The sequence below is a fragment of the Idiomarina sp. OT37-5b genome, from assembly GCF_002968395.1.
Classification (GTDB): Bacteria; Pseudomonadota; Gammaproteobacteria; order Enterobacterales; family Alteromonadaceae; genus Idiomarina; species Idiomarina aquatica.
In genome coordinates this window covers 902310-922634 of record NZ_CP027188.1, presented here as the reverse complement: position 1 = coordinate 922634, position 20325 = coordinate 902310, and the positions used below count along the sequence as shown (strand labels likewise).

The window sequence follows — 20325 nt, the reverse complement described above, 5'->3', positions numbered from 1 at the left end:
TGTCATTGCGAGGTATGAAAACCGCGTTGCTTAGCCTGACCGTCATGGTCGGGCTAAGCGCGTGCGGCTTTCAATTACGTGACCACTATCAGGTGCCACAGACACTGCAGCAAATGCATCTGCAGGCCGTCAGTTCGATGGGACTGGAAGAAAGCCTTAAGCAGCGTTTGCTGACAGCGGGTATTCAGTTGGTCGATCACAATCAAGCGGGGGTGGCGCAGTTGCGGATCCTCTCTGACCGTCTGGATCGCCGCACACTGAGCCTGTTTGAAAGCGGCCAGGTGGCGGAATATGAACTGCTTTACCGCGTAGACTATCAGGTCATTCGCGACGGCGAAGTGGTCATCGAGGACAATGTTGAAGTCGCCCGCGACTATCAGGATGACCCCAACTTCGCGTTGGCAAAGACCCGTGAACGGGAATTATTGGTCGCCGAAATGCGCGACGATGCAGCGCGCCGTCTGGTGCGTAAAATGATCACTGCTTTCGCTGATAACGAGCAATGAAAACCCTCTTTCCTGAACAGCTGCAACAACACCTCAACGGGCAGCCACTGCCTGCGATAATACTGCTGTTTGGAGAAGAACTGCTGTTACGGCAGGATGCCCTTAGTGAGCTACGCCAGTACCTAAAACAACGCTTTGGCGATGAACTGGAACGGCAGCGACTGATACAACAACATGACTTTGACTGGCAACAGTTGCAAGACAGCGGTCAGTCGTTAAGTCTGTTCAGCCAGTTTCGCGTATTGGAACTGGAACTGCATGATAACAAGCCCGGCCGGGAAGGATCAGACGCGCTGACCCAATACGCCCAGCAGCCCCCTGCCGAACAACTGCTGGTGGTTATCGGCGACCGGCTAAAAAAAGAACAGCAAAACAGCCGCTGGTTTAAAGCACTGAGCCAACATGCCTGGCTGGTGCGCACACCAACCCCGGATCGCGCCCGCCTACCACGCTTCATTCATCAGCGCGCGCAGCGCTACGGGCTGCAACTGAGCAGTGATGCACTGGATCTATTGGCGCACTGGTTTGAAGGCAGTTTAGCAAGCCTTGATCAGGAATTGCAGAAATGGTCCTTGCTGCATACCCAAGAAACGCTGGATGTTGCGGCGGTAAAACAGTTTATGCAGGACGTCAGTCATTTTGACGCGTTTTCGCTGCAGGACAGTTTACTGCAAAACGACTGGCAGCAGGCCGCACACCGACTGGCGCGATTGTTAGAAGAAGACGTCGACCGGCATCAGCTGTTGTGGGTCATGCAACGCGAAGTACAGGCACTGTCACAAGTAAAAACCGCGCAACAGAGCCAACTCGACAGCGCCACCATTTTTCGCCAGCAGATGATCTGGCCATCGCAACAACCGGCCTATCAACAACGCGCGCAGCGATTACCCTGGACGGCACTGCAACAGGCTCAACGGTTGATTCAGCGGCTTGAACTGGCGCTGAAAAATGACACTGGCGAGCCGGTCGACACCCTGTTTATGCATTGCCTGGGACTCCTCTGTGAGGGGCCCCATCAACCACGTCTTATCGAACAACTGGCGGTCATGGCACAATGATCCGGGCACTGTTTGGCGGTACTTTCGATCCGATCCACTGCGGTCACATCAATACCGCTTTAGCCCTGCTCAGGGAGCTGAACATTGACCGTCTGCACTTGATGCCTAATGCGGTACCGCCGCACCGGCCGCAGCCGCAGGCAAGTTCAGCGCAGCGGCTGGCGATGGTTGAGCTGGCCTGCCAAGCGCATCCGCAGTTATGTGCCGAAGCCTTCGAATTAAATGCCGAGCCGCCATCCTATACGGTAAAAACATTGCAGGGCTTTAAACAGCGCTACCCGGATGACATCTTGTTATTTGTGATGGGGATGGACTCGCTGGTCTCACTGGATCAGTGGTATCAGTGGCAACAGCTCACTGAACTGGCTCACCTGGTGGTTATGCCACGTCCCGGTTACCAACTGCAGCAAGCATCACCGTCGCTGTTAGCCTTTATTAATGAACGCCTGTGTCAGCAGCCGCAAGCTCTGCGAGATAAGCCACAGGGCGCCATTTACCTGGCCAATACTCCTCGCTACGACGTTTCTGCCACCGCCATTCGTGAGCACCCACAACGCGCCGCCGAACGCGGCGATTTGCCGGCTGCGGTTGCTGACTACATTGAACAACACCAACTGTATCGTTAACGCTTAGCAACGAAGACCAGCGGCCGCGCCAGTTACTTGGTACAACGGCGCGCTTTTCTGTTAAACTGAGCGTTACGTTAAACCTAAGGAGACAGCAAGATTGCAAGCCGAACAACTGCGCCAATTTGTGATCGATAAAGCGGAAGATATGAAAGCCCGCGATATCGAAGTATTAGATGTAAAAGGTAAAACCGATGTAGCGGACTTTATGGTGATCTGCTCGGGGAACTCGAAAACGCACGTGCGCAGTATTGCCGAGCACGTTGCAACCGAAGCCAAACATGCCGGATTACCGCCATTAGGCATCGAAGGTGGCGAACAGTCCGAGTGGGTACTGGTCGATCTCGGTGATGTGGTTTTACACGTAATGCAAGAATCGATTCGGGACTTTTACCAACTGGAAAAACTCTGGAGCCAGTAAGTGCAGATTCAATTGCTGGCGGTAGGTAACAAGATGCCGGCCTGGGTGACCGAAGGCTATAAAGAGTATGAGCGCCGTTTTCCCAACGAGTGCTCACTGAGCTTACAGGAAATCACCCCGCAGAAACGCGGCAAAAAGGCCGACACCAAGCGTTTGACCGATATCGAAGGCGAGGCACTGTTAAACGCGGTGCCGCGCGGCAACCGTATTGTTACGCTGGAAGTTAAGGGCAAAGCCTGGACCACCCAACAGTTGGCTCAACAATTACAGGCTTGGCAAATGGATGGTCGCGATGTATCGTTGCTGATAGGTGGCCCGGAAGGGTTATCGGATGCTTGTTTGCAGGCCGCTGATCAACGTTGGTCATTATCGGCGTTGACATTACCTCATCCGCTGGTGAGAGTCATCGTCGCTGAAAGCCTGTACCGGGCCTGGAGCTTAAATACTAACCATCCCTACCATCGGGAATAATCGGAACAGCAAGCCCTAATGCGAACGCGCACACCGATTCGAGATACAGAAGGTGAATCTAATCTCTTTGCCCGCCGGGTGTTCGTGGCTATCGCGATCATTACGGCGGTGTTTATGTTGTTGATCGGTAACCTCTATCACCTGCAGGTAGAGGAACACACCGAACTGCAAACGCGCTCGAACGATAATCGCATTAAACTGCTGCCACTGGCGCCCAACCGGGGTCTAATCTATGACCGTAACGGCGTTCTGCTGGCGGAAAACATCCCCATTTTCAGTCTCGATGTTATCCCCGAAGAAATTGACGACCTTGACCAGACCATTGCCGAGTTACAACAGATATTGACCATCGATGATGATGACCTCGAGCAGTTTCGGCGCAATTTAAAAGGTCAGCGCCGGTTCAATAACGTCACCCTGCTGGACAATCTCAATGAGCAACAGGTTGCCACCTTCGCCACTCATCAGCACCGTTTCCCCGGTGTCAGCATCGAAGCGCGACTGGTACGACACTACCCTTACGATGATTTGTTGACGCACGTGGTTGGTTACGTCGCGAAGATTAACCGTCGTGACGTTGAACGCCTGAAGCAAGACGGTGAACTGGCCAATTATGCGGCCAGCCGCACCATTGGTAAGCTCGGTATCGAGAAGTATTATGAAAGCGAACTGCACGGCGAAGTTGGCTACCAACGCGTTGAAGTCAACAACCGTGGACGGGCGGTGCGCACCCTCAGCACCGAGGCACCGACGCCCGGTCAGGATGTGGTGCTGGAACTGGATATTGAACTGCAAAAAAAGGCGACTGAAATTCTCGGAGATCGACGCGGTTCCATCATCCTGATGGATGCCAAAACCGGCGGCCTGTTAGCCATGGCCAGTACCCCAAGTTACAACGCCAACTGGTTTGTGAATGGCATCAGTGTAAAACGTTATCAGTCGCTGTTGCGCTCCAAAGACAGTCCGCTACTGAATCGTGCAACTCAGGGTGGTTATCCGCCAGCCTCGACGATTAAGCCACACATCGGTCTGCTGGGCCTCGAAGAAGGCACCATTACCCCGACCAGCCGTATCTGGGATCCGGGTTGGTTCGAGATTAAAGGCGTCGACCGCCGCTACCGGGACTGGCTGTCGTGGGGACACGGCTGGGTCAATATCAACAGCGCCATCGCCGAGAGTTGCGATACGTTTTATTATGATCTGGCGTTAAAACTTGGCGTCGACAAGATTTCCGGCTTTATGACCCAATTTGGCTTTGGTGAAAAAACCGGCATCGATATCCATGAAGAAATTCCGGCTCTGATGCCGTCCCGCGGTTGGAAAAGAGCTCGTTACAATCAACCCTGGTACGCCGGTGAAACACTGTCTGTCGGTATCGGCCAAAGTTACTGGACGGCAACACCGATGCAATTGATCGCGGCAACCGCCGCTATTGCCAACGAGGGTGAACAAGTGATACCCCGCCTATTACGCGGCTTTGGCAATATTACCGATTTGGACCCGGCTGAACCCGGCTATAAACGCCCGGTGGTGATTTCTGACAACAACCACTGGCAGGTCATTAAAGACGCAATGCAGGACGTTAATATGGGGGCCAAGGGCTCGGCACGACGAGCGTTTGAAGACGCTCCCTACAGTTCGGCCGGCAAAACCGGAACCGCGCAGGTCGTTAACCTGGGCGAAGACGAAGAATACGTGGCTGAAGAGATCGCCGAACAATACCGGGATAACGCCATGTACGTGGGCTATGCCCCGGCAGATGACCCGCAGGTGGTGATTGCCGTGGCGATGGAAAACGTGATTGGCGGTGGTGGCAGTGTTGCCGCACCGGCGGCACGGGAAATGCTGGATAGCTGGTACCAACGCTATCAGTTGGTAACCGAAGAGGGGCTGGCCAATGCTGACGACTGAAGAACGCCAACGTAACCCGTTGCTGAAAAAGCTCCATATCGACGGTCCGCTGTTGCTGGGCTTACTGGCTCTGGCCGTCATCAGTTTGTTTGTGATTTACAGTGCCGGTGGCGAAAACGAGGATCTGGTGATGCGTCAGGTCATTCGTATTGGTGCCGCCTTTGTCGGTATGTTTATCCTGGCGCAATTACCGCCGCGATTCTTCGAAAAATTCTCTCCCATTCTGTATGGCATTGGTCTGTTATTGCTGGTGGCCGTGTTATTGGTCGGCGAAGTCGGCAAAGGCGCACAGCGCTGGTTGGACATTGGTCCGGTTACCATTCAGCCGTCCGAGCTGATGAAACTGGCGGTGCCGATGATGCTGGCGTGGTTTATTAATCGCCGCGCTATTCCGCCACGGCTGGGGCGCCTGTTGCTGGCCGTAGGGCTGGTACTGGCACCGGTATTACTGATCGCCAAACAGCCGGATCTCGGCACCTCACTGCTGGTCGCTAGCGCTGGGATTTTTGTGATTTTCCTGGCCGGTTTGAGTTGGCGTCTGATTGCCGTGGCAGCGGCGTTAGTCGGCGCTTTCGCACCGGTATTATGGCTGTACCTGATGCATGACTATCAGCGTCAGCGAGTACTAACCTTTCTCAACCCGGAGCGCGACCCGCTCGGTGCCGGCTACCACATTATCCAGTCGAAAATAGCGATCGGCTCCGGAGGCATTGACGGAAAAGGCTGGCTCCAGGGCACGCAATCGCAACTGGAGTTTTTGCCCGAACGCCACACCGATTTTATTTTTTCCGTGTTCAGCGAAGAGTTCGGTCTGACCGGCGTGGTATTATTACTGGCGCTGTATGGCTTTGTTATCATGCGCGGCTTAATCATTTCTCTGCGTGCACAAGATATCTTCAGCAAGTTGCTGGGGGGCGCACTAACGCTGACCTTTTTCGTGTATGTTTTTGTAAATATTGGCATGGTCTCTGGATTACTGCCGGTGGTCGGGGTACCTTTACCGTTAATCAGTTATGGTGGTACATCGATGGTGACGATTTTAGCCGGATTTGGCATCCTGATGTCGATAGCCACTCATCACCGACTGATCATCAACCAATAATAACAACGGAAAAGATTATGTGCGCACTGCAATGGTTTAAGAACACCGCGCTGGCGACCGCCCTGCTGTCGGTCAGCAGTTTAAGCCTGGCTCAACAAACAGATGCTAACGTCGAAGCCTTTATTCAGGAACAGGTTGAACAACATCAGCTGGACGAACAGCAAGTTCGCCGCTGGCTGGCTCAGGCCGAGAAAAACGAACAAGTGCTGGAAGCCATTCAGCGTCCATGGGAAGCCAAACCCTGGTATCAGTATTATCCTATTTTCCTCACCGACAAGCGGCTTAACGCCGGACTGTCGTTTTGGCAACAGCACCAGCAAACACTGCAACGTGCTGAGCAGGAGTTTGGTGTACCGGCGCAGATTATTGTCGCCATTATTGGCATCGAAACCTTTTACGGCAGCTACCTGGGCAAGTATCCGGTGCTCGACTCACTTTACACCCTGGCCTTCCACTACCCGCCACGGGCAAAATTTTTTCGCTCTGAGCTGAGTGAGTACCTGCGGCTGGCGAAGGCCGAACAATGGCCGGTGAAAGAACAATTAGGCTCTTATGCAGGCGCTATGGGCCTTGGTCAATTTATTTCATCGAGCTACCGCCATTACGCGGTTGATTTTGACAACGACGGCAAGCGTAACATCATCAGCAACCCGGTCGATGCCATCGGTAGCGTCGCCAATTATTTTGCCCGACACCGCTGGCAGGCTGGCGAGCCTATTGCTCACAAACCCAATCAGCAGCAAGATTGGGCTGCCGTAGCCAGCAGCGGCATGAAACCTGATACGACAGTTGCGGAACTGCGTAAGGCCGGGTTAGAGATCGACGCCAGCTATGACGGCGAGCAGGCCGTTAAAGTGTTGCAGTTTGAAACCGAAGACGGTTACGAATATTGGCTTGGTTTTGATAATTTCTACGCCATTACCCGTTATAACCACAGCCCGCTCTACGCCATGGTCGCCTATCAGCTGAGCGAGCAGTTACGCCAACAGCACCGTAAGGACTGATGATGCGTACCCTTGCCCTGGTTAGTCTGTTATCGTGTTTGTTGCTGGCTGGCTGTAGCCAGACCCAAAGCCGTTACAGCCAACGCCATGACAGCGCACCGACGCGCTTACCGACGCCGGCGGAACTGCAGGACGCAATTCCGGTTCCAGAACCACCGAGTCCACAGGGCAACGCCGATTATCAGGTGTTAGGGCAGCAGTATCAGGTATTGGACAGCGCGGCCGGCTTTACCGAAACCGGCATCGCGTCCTGGTACGGCAATAAGTTTCATGGCCATTTAACTTCAAATGGCGAATATTATGATATGTACAGCATGACCGCTGCCCACAAGCATCTGCCGCTGCCCAGCTACGTGCGCGTAACACACTTAGAAAACGGCAAATCCGTGGTGGTGCGGGTAAATGATCGCGGCCCTTTCCATCCGCAACGGGTCATCGATCTGTCTTTTGCTGCCGCCTATAAGCTCGATATGCTCGATACCGGCACGGCGCCGGTACGGGTCGAGGCCATCGAATTTAAGTCCCCCTTACAAGGGCACGAATACTATATCCAACTGGTTGCTTCCTCCAATCCCGATAAGCTGCAGAAAATCAGCGCTGAGTTACCGCAAGACTGGCAAAAGCTTGCAACTACTGAGCAAAAAAATGGTCTATACAAACTGTTGCTTGGGCCTTATCCACAGGCACAGGCAAACCGAACCTTACAACGCGTAAGATCGCAGGGGTTTCCACGGGCCTTTCGTGTTAAAAGCACGCAAATTAGCCCATAGCAAACTGACGCCAAGGCGCAGAAGTGGTATACTCCGCGGTCAAAATTATTTCGTGCTCTTAACCGATAAATAAAGATGATAAAGCCCATGCATAAATTAGTTTCTGCTTTTGTCTCCACCGTTGTTTTGGCGGTTTCCACGGTCACTTACGCGCAATCGTTTGTACCCGATCCTCCGGCGGTTAACGCAAAGGCCTACATCTTGATCGATCACACCACCGGCAAAGTACTGGCGCAGGGAAACGCGGACGAGTCGTTGCCGCCGGCCAGCCTGACCAAAATGATGACCAGCTACATCATCGGTAAAGAAATTCAGGAAGGCCGTATCAGCCCGGCGGATCAAGTGACCATCAGTGAAAACGCCTGGGCGAAAAATTTCCCGGAATCATCAAAAATGTTTATCGAAGTGGGTAAACAGGTTTCTGTTGCGGATCTGAATAAAGGCATCATCATCTCGTCCGGTAACGACGCCTGCGTGGCCATGGCAGAACACATCGCCGGCAGCGAAGATGCCTTTGCGTCATTGATGAATACCTACGCGCAGGAACTGGGTATGACCAACAGTCACTTTGCCAACAGCCACGGCTTGCCTGATCCAGAGCAATACGTGTCTGCCCGTGATATGGCAACATTGGCCAGCGCGCTGATTGAGGATACTCCGGAAGAGTATGCGCTCTACGCCGAAAAGTCTTTTACCTATAACAACATTAAACAATACAACCGTAACTCATTGTTGTGGGATCGTAGCCTTAACGTCGATGGCATCAAAACCGGCCATACCAATGAAGCCGGCTACAGCCTGGTGACTTCCGCCGTTGAAGGTGACACGCGCCTGATTTCTGTGGTTATGGGCACCAGCAGCGAACAGGCACGTAAGGTAGAAAGCAAAAAACTGCTCAACTACGGGTTCCGTTACTTTGAAACCATCACCGCCTATGAAGCCGGTGAAAGTTTTGTATCACACCGCATCTGGGGTGGCGATATCGATCAGGTCGAACTCGGAATCAGCGAAGACGTTGTCATTACCCTGCCTAAAGGTCAGCGTGATCAACTGGACGCCAACTTTGAGTTAAACCAAGAGTTACAGGCGCCGCTGGCACAGGGCGAAAACGTTGGTACGGTTTATCTACAACTGGGTGGCGAAGACGTTGCATCGTTCCCGTTAGTCACCCTGCAAGCGGTCGAGGAAGGCGGTTTGTTTAAGCAGGCAATGGACTATATTAAGCGTAAGTTTTCGGAAGAATGAGGTCGTTAACAGATGCAAAAGACACGCTTTGACGAATTGGTCGACTTCCCCTGCCACTTTACCTTTAAAGTGATGGGGGTGGCGACACCAAGCCTTCCCGATCAAGTCGTGGAAGTACTTCAGCAACATGCTCCGGGCGATTACAGCCCCTCGGTAAAACCGAGCAGTAAGGGTAATTATCACTCGGTCTCGGTCTCGGTAAAGGTTGAGAGTCAACAACATATCGAGATTCTCTACCGTTCCCTGGCCGACATCGAAGATGTCCGCTATGTCTTATAACGCTAGAGCCTAATAAGGCTCTAGCCGTGCCCCGTCCAACTGCGATATACTAACACCATGCCCGAACAATTAATCATTCGCCAACTCGGTCGTCAAGCTTACGAACCGGTCTGGCATGCCATGCAAGAATTTACCGATCAGCGTGATGCCGATACGGTCGATGAACTGTGGATTGTTGAACATGACCCGGTATTTACCCAGGGGCAGGCAGGCAAAGCGGAGCATGTCTTAGCTCCCGGCGATATTCCGGTGGTGCAGGTTGATCGTGGCGGTCAGGTGACCTATCACGGCCCCGGCCAGCTGGTCATATACTTCCTGCTCGACATCCGTCGCCTGAGTATGGGCGTTCGACAACTGGTCAACAGCATCGAAAATACCATCATTGACGGACTTGCGGATTATGGCATCAATGCGAATGCCCGCCGTGATGCGCCGGGCGTATACGTCGACGGTGATAAAGTCTGTTCATTAGGCCTTCGCATTCGCCGTGGCTGTTCCTTCCACGGCCTGGCTCTGAACGTCAATATGGACATGGAGCCGTTTTCACGCATTAACCCCTGTGGTCTGACTGGAATAAAAATGGTTCAGACCCGCGACCTTGGCGGACCTAATAGCTTCGACGAGGCGGCAGAGGTGGTAGTCAATCATTTTATCAAACGGATTGGCTACCAAAATACTCAACACCAAACAGGACTCGCAAAAGATTATGTCAAAGCCAGTTAGAGTAGAACCCGGCGTCAAAATGCGCGATGCCGACAAAATGGCACTGATCCCAGTACAAATCGTACCAACTGAGCGCGATCAAATGTTGCGCAAGCCGTCCTGGCTGAAGGTGAAACTGCCTTCGAATACCCAACGCATTGATGAAATTAAGCAGGCGATGCGTAGCCACGGCTTGCATTCTGTCTGTGAGGAAGCCTCCTGCCCTAACCTGCCGGAATGTTTTAATCACGGCACAGCCAGCTTTATGATCCTCGGCGATATTTGCACGCGCCGTTGTCCATTCTGTGACGTGGCTCACGGCCGGCCATTAGCGCCGGATCCGGAAGAGCCGGTAAAACTGGGCAAAACCATTCGCGACATGAAGGTTAAGTACGTGGTGATCACGTCCGTTGACCGTGATGATTTGCGTGACGGCGGAGCTCAGCACTTCGCCGACTGTGTGCGCGAAATTCGCCGTCACAGTGACGGTATTCAGGTCGAAATTCTGGTGCCGGACTTCCGCGGCCGGATGCAAGTGGCGCTGGATATTCTGAGCAAAGAAGCGCCGGATGTGTTTAACCATAACCTGGAAACGGTGCCACGTCTGTATAAAGCGGCGCGCCCTGGTGCCAACTATCAATGGTCACTGGACCTGCTGAAAAATTACAAAGCCGCGCGTCCGGACGTTCGTACCAAATCCGGTTTAATGGTCGGTCTGGGTGAAACCAAAGAAGAAATTCTGGAAGTGATGCGCGATCTGCGTGAACACGACTGCGATATGCTCACCATTGGTCAGTATTTGCAGCCAAGCCGTCACCATATTCCGGTAGACCGCTATGTCCACCCGGATGAGTTCGAAGAGCTTCGTGTTGCCGGCGTTGAGATGGGCTTTAGCCACATCGCCAGCGGACCACTGGTACGTTCGTCTTATCACGCGGATTTGCAGGCCGCCGGCGAAACGGTACGTTAAACCATGAACGTGTTGCTCTGGTGCTTGTTGATAGCGGGGTTACTGCCCATTTTAGCGAAAGCCCCGGTGGTTTATTTTCAAAACCGCGACCGGGGTTACGACAATAAGCACCCGCGTGCTCAGCAACAACGTCTGACCGGTATCGGCGCCCGTGCCGTTGCCGGTCATTACAATGCCTATGAAGCCTTCCCCCTCTACGCGGCAGCGGTATTGGCTACCATCGCCACCGACCAGGTCAGTGAGCGCGCTATACAGCTCGCCGTTGCCTTCATTGTGTTAAGGGTAGCCTACCACGTGCTGTATTTGCTCAACGCCGATAAACTGCGCTCATTGGTGTGGTTTTTCGCGTTACTGTGTCCGGTACTGATGCTGGCTCAATTAGCCATTAAAGCCTGAGTTGCAAGGCGCTGATACAGCGCCGGCCACTGTTGCAATTGATGCCGCTCCATCGGCGTTTGCTGAGCCAGCGGCTTCCACGCGTAAACGCCATCGACGGCATCGCAAGTGGCTGCCGGGTGTAAACCAATAACCTCTGAATCACTGCCCAGTTGCCAGCGTCCGTCCGCACCTCGCTGGGCCAATTGCCGCCAATCAGCGACCGCACTGCGCCAGGGCAATGTCTGCCAAAGCCGTTTCAGTTCAGCGGTGGTCAGGGTTCGCGCTGTGGTCGTTACCAGATTTAGCGGCCGAAAGTCATAGCGGCCCTGACAAAAATGCTCCGCCAGAGGTTTTGACATCGGGTATTCGTCGGCAAAACCAAGCCAGTGCGCCAGTTCGTGCGCCAGAACCGCACGATCACTGTGTTCACTCAGGGTAAGACGGTTGCCGTGTGCGGAAGATTTGCCCGCCGCCGCAAACACAATATAGCGTTGTTCCGCCACTTGCGGCGTCGAGGTCGCGCACTGCGCGCGCTGCGAAGCGTCGTCCACTGTGCACTGCAGCGAAGCATCCAGTTGCCATTCAAAACACCACTGCGCGGTGGGTAGTTCGATTGCCTGTACGTCGCGCAGCAATTGCACATAGCGTGCTTTTTGCCGGTTAGAGCCGGCCACCACCGTGACCTGCTGTTGACAGTCGGCGCTGCGGTTGCGCAGATGCTCATACTCCTGCAAAAACTCATAGCGCGGCTGTAACCAACGCGCCTGCCACTGCGACCAGCTTATCCCCGGCTGACGCAATTGCCGCGCTGCCAGCGCTCTTACCGCGGCCGGCTCGCCCTGCTCTGCCGCCAACACCAGCCATTTGCGACGTTGCTGTGGAAAGTGCTTGGTTAAGGACTGCAAGGCACCCTGTGAGCCCCGCTGAGCCGCGCGCTGCCACCAATACAAGGCGTCACTCTTTTGCCCTTGCTGCCAAAACGTTAGCGCGGTTTGATGCTGCGCCGCAGGATCATTGGCAAAACTGGCAAACCACTGTTGTTGCTGCCGTGTTGGCTGGCTGTCAGCCGTTAACAACAGGCAGAAAACCATCAACAGTGGCCGCCAGCCCTTCTTCATGGCGTCTTCAGTTGCTCCCGGCTGCGCTCGAGTTCAATTCTGGCATAGCGATGTTCAACAAATTCATACACATTGGTGGTTAGCGCCAGTTTAAAATAGTTCATCGAACGCGCCCAGTTGCCCTGCATCTGCTGATACTTACCCAGGTAAAAATAAGCTTCACACAGCCGCTCGGTCAATGTTTCATCGTCGCGGAGATTATCGGTCATGCGCGCAAGAAAGGCTTTTTCGTTGAGCTCGCCAAGGTACAGCCGCACCAAGTCCATGGCCCAATCATCGCTGTCGATAGCCGCGGCATTGCTGCTAAGATTCATCAACGCCTGCTCGGGATCGGCGCGATGCTCGGCCAGGAACAACCACAATACCCGATAGGGATCAGCGGGTTCCATCGCCAAATGCTGTTGTAAGTCATCAATTGCATACTTATTGCGGCGGTCATAGTATTCCGCGATGCCACGGTTTAAATACGCATAAGGATGCTCAGGTTCGAGTTCAATGGCCGAATCCAGTGCCTCATAGGCGTAATCAAATTCCTCCAACTCGGTATATTGAATGCCGAGAAAGTTGTACGCATCGGCTAAGCGCGGCTGGTAATCAATGGCACGGGTGAAATCCATACGCGCCAGGGTGCGCAATCCCAGAGCATCGTACAGTGCACCACGCCGGTAATAGGCAAAACCCAGTTGCTCTGCATCCAGTTCCTGTTGCAGCATCTGATTTAACTTCGCCAGTTCGATCTCATAACGAAACTCGGCGCGTTCAGGCTCCGCAATCACCAAATGCGTCATCGCATCGGAACTGCCGCCGGGAGACATCGCACACCCTGTCAGAAGTACACTGAATAAACCTGTAACCGCCAAACAACGCCGTAATTGCATATCGAATCCTTATCTCTGTGAATGGCTATTACAACACAAAAAAACCCCGCTGAGCTAGCACTCAGCGGGGTTTGTTTTTCCTTCAACAACAATTATTCGTCGTTGTTGTCGCCATTCGATGCGGTCGCTTCCGCTTCTGCAGGCGCTTCTTCTTTCTTCTCAACCGCTTCTTTCATGCTCAGACGAACACGTCCTTGACGGTCAATTTCCAATACTTTAACCGGCACGACATCACCGACTTTCAAGTATTCGTTAACGTCGTTAACACGCTCTTCGGCGATTTGCGAGATGTGAACCAAGCCATCTTTACCTGGTAATACCGTAACAAACGCACCGAAATCAACGATACGAGCCACTTTACCCTGGTAAATTTTGCCCACTTCAACGTTGGCAGTCAGTTGCTTAATGCGCTCAATCGCGGCATCGGCATCGGCCTGATCACTGGCGGCAATTTTAATGGTACCGTCGTCACCGATCTCGATGTTGGTGTTGGTGGATTCCGTCAATTCACGGATTACCGCGCCGCCTTTACCGATCACGTCTTTGATCTTGTCCTGATCAATCTTGATGGTGCTGAAACGCGGTGCGTAGCTGGACAGTTCTTCGCGATGGCTACCAATCGCTTCATCCATTACTTTAAGGATGTGCAAGCGAGCGGCTTTTGCCTGAGCCAAAGCGCTTTCCATGATTTCACGGGTGATGCCGTCAATCTTGATGTCCATCTGCAAGGCCGTAATACCATCGGTGTTACCGGCAACCTTAAAGTCCATGTCACCCAAGTGATCTTCATCACCTAAGATGTCAGACAGTACCACGTGCTTGTCGCCTTCTTTCACCAGACCCATGGCAATACCTGCAACCGAAGATTTAATCGGCACGCCGGCATCCATTAACGCCAGTGATGAACCACAGACAGACGCCATCGAGCTGGAACCATTCGATTCGGTGATTTCTGATACCACACGGATGGTGTATGGGAATTCTTCGTGGCTTGGCATAACGGCCTGAATACCACGTTTCGCCAAGCGGCCATGACCAATCTCACGACGCTTCGGCGCGCCGACCATGCCGGTCTCACCCACACAGTATGGAGGGAAGTTGTAATGCAACATAAAGCGGCTGGTATTGGTACCCGTCAGCTCATCGATCATCTGTGCGTCACGTTCTGTACCCAGAGTCGCGGTAACCAATGCCTGAGTTTCACCACGGGTAAACAAGGCCGAACCGTGGGTGCGAGGTAGCACGCCAGTGGCAACGCTGATGGCACGAACCATGTCCGGGTCACGGCCGTCGATACGTTTTTCGCCGGCAATAATACGGCTACGAACGATTTCACTCTCGAGGTCGTGGAAGATTTCACCGGCCGCTTCAAGATCAACGTTCTCGTCATCTGCCAGCAACTGCTCGGTCATCGCCTGCTTAACTTCGTCAAGCTTACCTTTACGCTCGGCTTTGTCGGTGATGCGATAAGCTTCGCCAATGCCCTGCTCGGCCAATTCACGGATTTTAGCCTGCAACGCTTCGTCTTTTGCAGGTGCCTGCCAATCCCATTTTTCTTTACCGGCTTCAGCGGCAAATTCGTTAATGGCAGAAACAACGGTTTGCATTTGTTCGTGACCGTAAACAACCGCACCCAACATTTGGTCTTCAGACAGCAACTGAGCTTCTGACTCAACCATCAGTACGGCTTGTTCGGTACCGGCAACCACGAGATCCAGCTTGGATTTTTCCAGCTCGTCCATGGTTGGGTTTAAGACGTATTCGTTATCAATAACGCCAACGCGAGCCGCACCGATAGGACCGTCAAACGGCACACCAGAAATAGCTAATGCCGCGGAGGTACCGATCAGCGCAACGATGTCCGGATTAATCTGTGGGTTCACAGAAACCACAGTAGCGACAACCTGTACTTCGTTCATGAAGCCTTCAGGGAACAGCGGACGGATTGGGCGGTCGATAAGACGTGATGTCAGGGTCTCGTTTTCACTTGGACGCCCTTCACGTTTGAAAAAGCCACCCGGGATTTTACCGGCGGCGTAAGTTTTTTCCTGATAATTTACGGTGAGCGGGAAGAAGTTCTGGCCTTCTTTGGCTTCTTTCTTCGCCACTACGGTCACCAACACAGTGGTGTCATCCATGCTTGCCATTACGGCAGCAGTCGCTTGACGTGCAACCACGCCGGTTTCTAGAGTGACTGTGTGCTGACCGTATTGAAATTGTTTAGTTATCGGATTCACGATTTGCTTTCCTTTACCTTACTGAATGTGAGCACCCGGATTGGTACTCGTCTTCTCTCTTTTTTTACTCGAGCCATAGTATAAGGCATCAATGACAAAATTAAGACCCTTTGATTAAAAAAACGGTAAAAAAGCATGGTCTTGAGCGCTATTTCAGGCAATAAAAAAGGGCCTGACGGCCCTTTCTTAGAAATCTGCTTAACTTCTGTCTTAACGACGGATGCCGAGCTTTTCTACGATCGCAACATAACGCGACTGATCTTTCTTCTTCAGGTAGTCCAGCAATTTACGACGCTGGCTAACCATACGCAACAAGCCACGACGTGAGTGGTGGTCTTTTTTGTGCGCTTTGAAGTGATCTTGTAGCTCAGCCAGGTTCTTGGTCAGCAGTGCGATTTGCACTTCTGGAGAACCGGTGTCATTTTCGCTACGACCAAACTCTTTAAGGATTTCTGCTTTTTGTTCCACAGTTAGTGACATAATGTACTCCTGGTTTTAGAAATATCTTGCCTCCGATCACTAATTCAGCGGCAAGCCGAGCGCGTATTATATAGCGCTTAACGGTAAAATCAATAACAGCAGCGCGGATTTACTGCAAATCATCCAGCTGTAAATCGCAAAATGCCAACGCCAGTACCCGCTTTGGCCAAAACTGTCCGTCTTTCCGTAACGCCGCCACACCAATGAAGGCATCACCACCGTCAATCCGTTGCGCCACCATTCGGCATTCATCACCCACTTCAGCTAAGTCGGTGTGATTGGCAACCGGCTGGCCGTGCAGTAATGCCCGTGCTTGTTGCCGAACAATGCGTTGTTGCGGCAACGCCGACAACAGGCAATCCACCGGCTGCAACAAGGCATCGAGTTCAGCGTCGCTGTCTCGCTGTTCCAACTGTTCCAGCGTCAGCATCTGTTCTGCGTCAAGTTCGGCCACACCATTACGGTGCAAAAGCGCGACATGAGCACCGCACCCCAATACCTGACCCAGATCGTCAATCAGGGTTCGAATATAGGTCCCTTTCGAACAACTCACCTGCAACTCCAGTTCATCGCCTTTGAGGGCGATAAAGTCAATCTGGTGGATGTGAATAGTGCGGGTTTTACGGGGGACGTCAATGCCACGGCGGGCATAATAATACAGCGGTCGCCCTTCGTACTTTAGCGCCGAATAAATCGACGGTGTTTGTTGTTGCTCACCGATAAACGTCGGTAACACGTCACGTACCTGCGCTTCGGTAACCGTCACCTCAGCTGTCGCTACTACGTCACCTTCAGCGTCACTGGTGGTGGTTCTGATGCCTAATTTGGCGACCACCCGATACGCTTTATCGGCGTCCAACAAATACTGCGAAAATTTGGTGGCCTCGCCCAAACAGACCGGCAATAAGCCGGTTGCCAGCGGGTCCAATGCGCCGGTGTGACCGGCTTTCTGTGCGTTGTACAGGCGCTTAACACGCTGAAGGGCATGATTTGAACTCATGCCCTTCGCTTTATTTAACAGCACCACACCGCTAACAGGACGCCCTTTACGGGGTCTTGCTTTGCCCATGTGCTAGTCCTCTGATGGCTCGTTACGATCGCGCTTGCGGGCTTCGGCAACTAACTTGCTCATGCGGATACCTTCGTTTAACGAGGTATCGTGATGAAACTTAAGCTCCGGCACCACCCGCGCCTTAATCCGTTTACCCAACAACGAGCGGATAAAACCCGCTGCTTCGTTCAGTATTTTAACGGCTTGTTTAACTTGATCGCTGTCATCATTAAAAAAGGTTACAAACACTTTGGCGTACGCAAGGTCGCGTGACACCTCTACATCCGACACCGTGACCATACTCACGCGAGGGTCTTTCACCTCGCGTTGCAGTATCATCGCAATCTCGCGTTGCAGTTGATGTCTTACTCGCTCTGTACGGCTAAAATCTTGCGGCATAACTATCCTATGGCGAATCGCCTAATTACAACGTACGTTCGATTTGAACGGTTTCGAAGACCTCAATCTGGTCACCTTCTTTAACGTCATTGTAGTTCTTAACACCGATACCACATTCCATACCGTTGCGAACTTCCTGAACGTCATCTTTAAAGCGACGCAGTGACTCCAGCTCACCTTCGTAAATCACCACGTTATCACGCAGGACACGAATCGGTGCTGAACGTTTCACCACACCCTCGGTTACCATACAACCCGCGATGGCACCCAGTTTCGGTGACTTGAACACATCACGGACTTCGGCCAGACCAATGATTTGCTGCTTGAATTCAGGCTGCAGCATACCGCTCATGGCCGCCTTAACTTCGTCAATCAGGTCATAAATGACGCTGTAATAACGTAAGTCGACGTTTTCCTGTTCGACCAGTTTCTTCGCAGCGGCTTCGGCACGGACGTTAAAACCAACAATGATCGCATTCGATGCGCTGGCCAGTGAAACGTCGGTTTCGGTGATACCACCGACACCGGAACCAATGATGTTGACCTTAACTTCATCGGTTGACAGCTTGGTTAAGGCATCAGAAATGGCTTCCAGCGAGCCCTGAACATCCGACTTAAGCACGATGTTCAATTCAGAAACGTCGCCTTCTTCCATGTTGGCAAACATGTTTTCCAGTTTCGCTTTCTGCTGTTTCGCCAGTTTCACATCACGGTATTTACCCTGACGATAGTTAGCAACTTCACGGGCTTTACGTTCGTCTTTAACTACAGTGGCTTCGTCGCCGGCCTGCGGCACACCGGAAAGACCCAGAATTTCAACCGGAATCGATGGACCGGCTTCTTTAATGTCCTTACCGTTTTCGTCACGCATCGCACGGATACGACCGTATTCCAGACCACAAAGTACCACGTCGCCCTGCTTAAGCAGTCCGCGCTGTACCAGAATGGTGGCTACCGGACCGCGGCCACGGTCAAGTCGTGATTCGACCACGATGCCCGATGCCATACCGGTGTTTTCGGCTTTAAGGTCAAGGACTTCGGATTGCAGCAGAACCGCTTCCAACAAGTCATCGATACCCATCCCTGAATGCGCTGATACCGGCACAAACATCACATCACCACCCCAGTCTTCCGGGATAACGTCAAGCTGCGCCAATTCGTTTTTAACGCGATCCGGGTCGGCTTCTTCTTTGTCCATTTTGTTGATCGCAACAATAATGGGAACGCCGGCCGCTTTGGCGTGCTGTACCGCTTCTTTGGTTTGTGGCATGACGCCGTCATCAGCGGCTACCACCAGGATAACCACGTCAGTGGCACCGGCACCACGTGCCCGCATCGAGGTGAAGGCGGCGTGACCCGGGGTATCCAGGAAGGTGATCATGCCATGATCGGTTTCGACGTGGTAAGCACCAATGTGCTGAGTAATACCACCGGCTTCGCCGGACGCCACTTTGGCTTTACGAATATAGTCAAGCAGCGAGGTTTTACCGTGGTCAACGTGACCCATAACAGTAACCACCGGCGCACGCGGTGCTTCTTCACCACCTTCTGAACGGTCTGACAACACTTCTTCTTCAAGTGCGTTGTCTTTCACCAGAATCGCTTTATGGCCCAGTTCTTCAACCACCAACGATGCGGTTTCCTGATCAAGAATCTGGTTGATGGTTACCATCTCACCCATCTTCATCATGGTTTTGATCAGCTCGCTGGCTTTCACAGCCATGCGGTTCGCCAATTCACCGACACTGATGGTTTCACCGATACGGACTTCGCGTTCAACCGGCTGTGCAGGTTTGTTAAAGCCTTGCTGTAAGGTCGACGGACGACGGCCACCCTTGCGACGTTTTTCACGACGCGGTGAACGCTCTTCCGCTTCTTCCTCTTTACGACGGCTTTTCTTACTGCGACGACGGCTCTTACGCTCTTCGTCAAAGTCCTGCGCGTCTTCCGCTTCCTGGGCTGTTGATGAGGTGGTAAAGTGCACGTCCTGCTGTTCCTGCTCTTTACGTTTTTTCTCTTCTTCTTCCCAGCGCTTAGCGTTTTCTTCAGCCAGCTTACGGGCTTCTTCAGCCTGACGCTCTGCTTCTTTTTCCGCTTTTTTACGAGCTTCTTCTTCCTGTTGACGTTTCAGCTTCTCCGCTTCGGCTTTCGCTTTATCGGCGGCTTCACGTTCTTCAGGGGTCATCGCGGCACGTTTTTCAGCTTCAGCTTTTTGACGCGCTTTCTCTTTTTCCTTGCGCGCTTTTTCTTTCTCAGCTTTTTCTTTTTCCGCTTTTTCACGTGCTGCTTTGGCTTTTTCTTCCGCTTCTTTACGCGCTTGCTCTTCACGAGCCTGCTCTTCTTCGCGGCGTTTTGCTTCAGCGGCTTCTTTCTCGGCTTGCAGGCGTTCTTCTTCCAGGCGTTGTTCTTCTTCCGCCGCAGAACGTTTTACGTAAGTCCGTTTTTTACGTACTTCGACCTGTACCGATTTGTTACCGCTGCCACCGACGTTCAAGGTGCTTTTGGTCTTGCGCTTCAATGTCATTTTGCTTGGCGCAGAACCGCCGCCACCATGTTGCTTGTTCAAATGTACCAGCAGTTTCTGTTTTTCGTCCTCGGTGACCGTGTCACCCGGCGTTTTTTTCATGCCCGCTTCAGCAAATTGCTGAATCAGACGATCAACTGTTGTACCGACATCTTTGGCCAGCTTATCGAGCGTTACTTCTTCCATAGTCTGTTG

General features: G+C 52.7%; 21 protein-coding genes. 14 read left to right on the top strand and 7 right to left on the bottom strand.

Features of this window, described 5'->3' with window-relative positions; translation table 11 throughout:
• Positions 1-14 precede the first annotated feature (14 nt).
• The 14 genes from lptE (at position 15) to C5610_RS04070 (ending at position 11461) form a co-directional block, all read left to right on the top strand.
• The gene (gene lptE, locus C5610_RS04135; protein ID WP_262340021.1) at positions 15-506 is read left to right on the top strand and encodes an LPS assembly lipoprotein LptE; all 492 of its coding nucleotides are present in this window, start codon (positions 15-17) and stop codon (positions 504-506) included.
• The gene (holA, locus tag C5610_RS04130) at positions 503-1564 is read left to right on the top strand and encodes a DNA polymerase III subunit delta (protein WP_105306036.1); all 1062 of its coding nucleotides are present in this window, start codon (positions 503-505) and stop codon (positions 1562-1564) included. Before lptE ends, holA begins: the two co-directional genes overlap by 4 nt.
• A complete protein-coding gene (gene nadD, locus C5610_RS04125) occupies positions 1561-2190 on the top strand; it encodes a nicotinate-nucleotide adenylyltransferase (RefSeq protein ID WP_105306035.1) in 630 nt (209 codons plus the stop codon). The genes holA and nadD overlap by 4 nt, the downstream gene beginning before the upstream one ends.
• Before the next feature lie 100 nt (positions 2191-2290).
• Positions 2291-2611, top strand: a complete 321-nt coding sequence (rsfS, locus tag C5610_RS04120; protein WP_105306034.1) for a ribosome silencing factor — start codon at positions 2291-2293, stop codon at positions 2609-2611.
• A complete protein-coding gene (rlmH, locus tag C5610_RS04115; protein ID WP_105306033.1) occupies positions 2612-3082 on the top strand; it encodes a 23S rRNA (pseudouridine(1915)-N(3))-methyltransferase RlmH in 471 nt (156 codons plus the stop codon).
• Positions 3083-3100: 18 nt separating this feature from the next.
• Positions 3101-4993 carry a penicillin-binding protein 2 gene (mrdA, locus tag C5610_RS04110; protein ID WP_105306032.1) on the top strand — a complete coding sequence of 631 codons (1893 nt, stop codon included), beginning with the start codon at positions 3101-3103 and terminating at the stop codon, positions 4991-4993.
• Positions 4980-6095 (top strand): rod shape-determining protein RodA, encoded by a 1116-nt coding sequence (gene rodA / locus C5610_RS04105; RefSeq protein ID WP_105306031.1) that lies wholly within the window; start codon positions 4980-4982, stop codon positions 6093-6095. Before mrdA ends, rodA begins: the two co-directional genes overlap by 14 nt.
• A gap of 17 nt (positions 6096-6112) precedes the next feature.
• Positions 6113-7099, top strand: a complete 987-nt coding sequence (mltB, locus tag C5610_RS04100; RefSeq protein ID WP_105306030.1) for a lytic murein transglycosylase B — start codon at positions 6113-6115, stop codon at positions 7097-7099.
• Positions 7099-7869 (top strand): septal ring lytic transglycosylase RlpA family protein, encoded by a 771-nt coding sequence (locus C5610_RS04095; RefSeq protein WP_316042294.1) that lies wholly within the window; start codon positions 7099-7101, stop codon positions 7867-7869. Before mltB ends, C5610_RS04095 begins: the two co-directional genes overlap by 1 nt.
• Positions 7870-7938: 69 nt before the next feature.
• Entirely contained in the window at positions 7939-9114 is a 1176-nt protein-coding gene (locus C5610_RS04090) for a serine hydrolase (protein ID WP_410054414.1), read from the top strand.
• A 12-nt stretch (positions 9115-9126) separates the two neighbouring features.
• Positions 9127-9393, top strand: coding sequence for a DUF493 family protein YbeD (ybeD, locus tag C5610_RS04085; RefSeq protein WP_105306027.1), 267 nt, complete (start codon positions 9127-9129; stop codon positions 9391-9393).
• A gap of 57 nt (positions 9394-9450) precedes the next feature.
• A complete protein-coding gene (gene lipB / locus C5610_RS04080; RefSeq protein WP_105306026.1) occupies positions 9451-10116 on the top strand; it encodes a lipoyl(octanoyl) transferase LipB in 666 nt (221 codons plus the stop codon).
• Positions 10100-11065 (top strand): lipoyl synthase, encoded by a 966-nt coding sequence (gene lipA, locus C5610_RS04075; protein ID WP_105306025.1) that lies wholly within the window; start codon positions 10100-10102, stop codon positions 11063-11065. The genes lipB and lipA overlap by 17 nt, the downstream gene beginning before the upstream one ends.
• A 3-nt stretch (positions 11066-11068) precedes the next feature.
• Complete coding sequence (locus tag C5610_RS04070) at positions 11069-11461, top strand: MAPEG family protein (protein WP_105306024.1); 393 nt, start codon at positions 11069-11071, stop codon at positions 11459-11461.
• Here C5610_RS04070 and C5610_RS04065 read toward each other — a convergent pair.
• From C5610_RS04065 to infB, 7 genes are all read right to left on the bottom strand, one after another.
• Positions 11440-12561: a hypothetical protein gene (locus tag C5610_RS04065; RefSeq protein WP_105306023.1), complete on the bottom strand. Its 1122-nt coding sequence runs from the start codon at positions 12559-12561 to the stop codon at positions 11440-11442. The genes C5610_RS04070 and C5610_RS04065 overlap by 22 nt on opposite strands.
• Positions 12558-13439 (bottom strand): lipoprotein NlpI, encoded by an 882-nt coding sequence (gene nlpI / locus C5610_RS04060; RefSeq protein ID WP_105306022.1) that lies wholly within the window; start codon positions 13437-13439, stop codon positions 12558-12560. Before nlpI ends, C5610_RS04065 begins: the two co-directional genes overlap by 4 nt.
• A 92-nt stretch (positions 13440-13531) precedes the next feature.
• Positions 13532-15676 carry a polyribonucleotide nucleotidyltransferase gene (gene pnp, locus C5610_RS04055; RefSeq protein ID WP_105306021.1) on the bottom strand — a complete coding sequence of 715 codons (2145 nt, stop codon included), beginning with the start codon at positions 15674-15676 and terminating at the stop codon, positions 13532-13534.
• 210 nt (positions 15677-15886) lie between these two features.
• Positions 15887-16156, bottom strand: a complete 270-nt coding sequence (rpsO, locus tag C5610_RS04050) for a 30S ribosomal protein S15 (RefSeq protein ID WP_105306020.1) — start codon at positions 16154-16156, stop codon at positions 15887-15889.
• A gap of 109 nt (positions 16157-16265) precedes the next feature.
• Positions 16266-17225 (bottom strand): tRNA pseudouridine(55) synthase TruB, encoded by a 960-nt coding sequence (gene truB, locus C5610_RS04045; protein ID WP_105306019.1) that lies wholly within the window; start codon positions 17223-17225, stop codon positions 16266-16268.
• Between the two features lie 3 nt (positions 17226-17228).
• Positions 17229-17606, bottom strand: coding sequence for a 30S ribosome-binding factor RbfA (gene rbfA / locus C5610_RS04040; RefSeq protein ID WP_105306018.1), 378 nt, complete (start codon positions 17604-17606; stop codon positions 17229-17231).
• 25 nt (positions 17607-17631) lie between these two features.
• The gene (gene infB / locus C5610_RS04035) at positions 17632-20316 is read right to left on the bottom strand and encodes a translation initiation factor IF-2 (protein WP_105306017.1); all 2685 of its coding nucleotides are present in this window, start codon (positions 20314-20316) and stop codon (positions 17632-17634) included.
• Between the last annotated feature and the right edge of the window lie 9 nt (positions 20317-20325).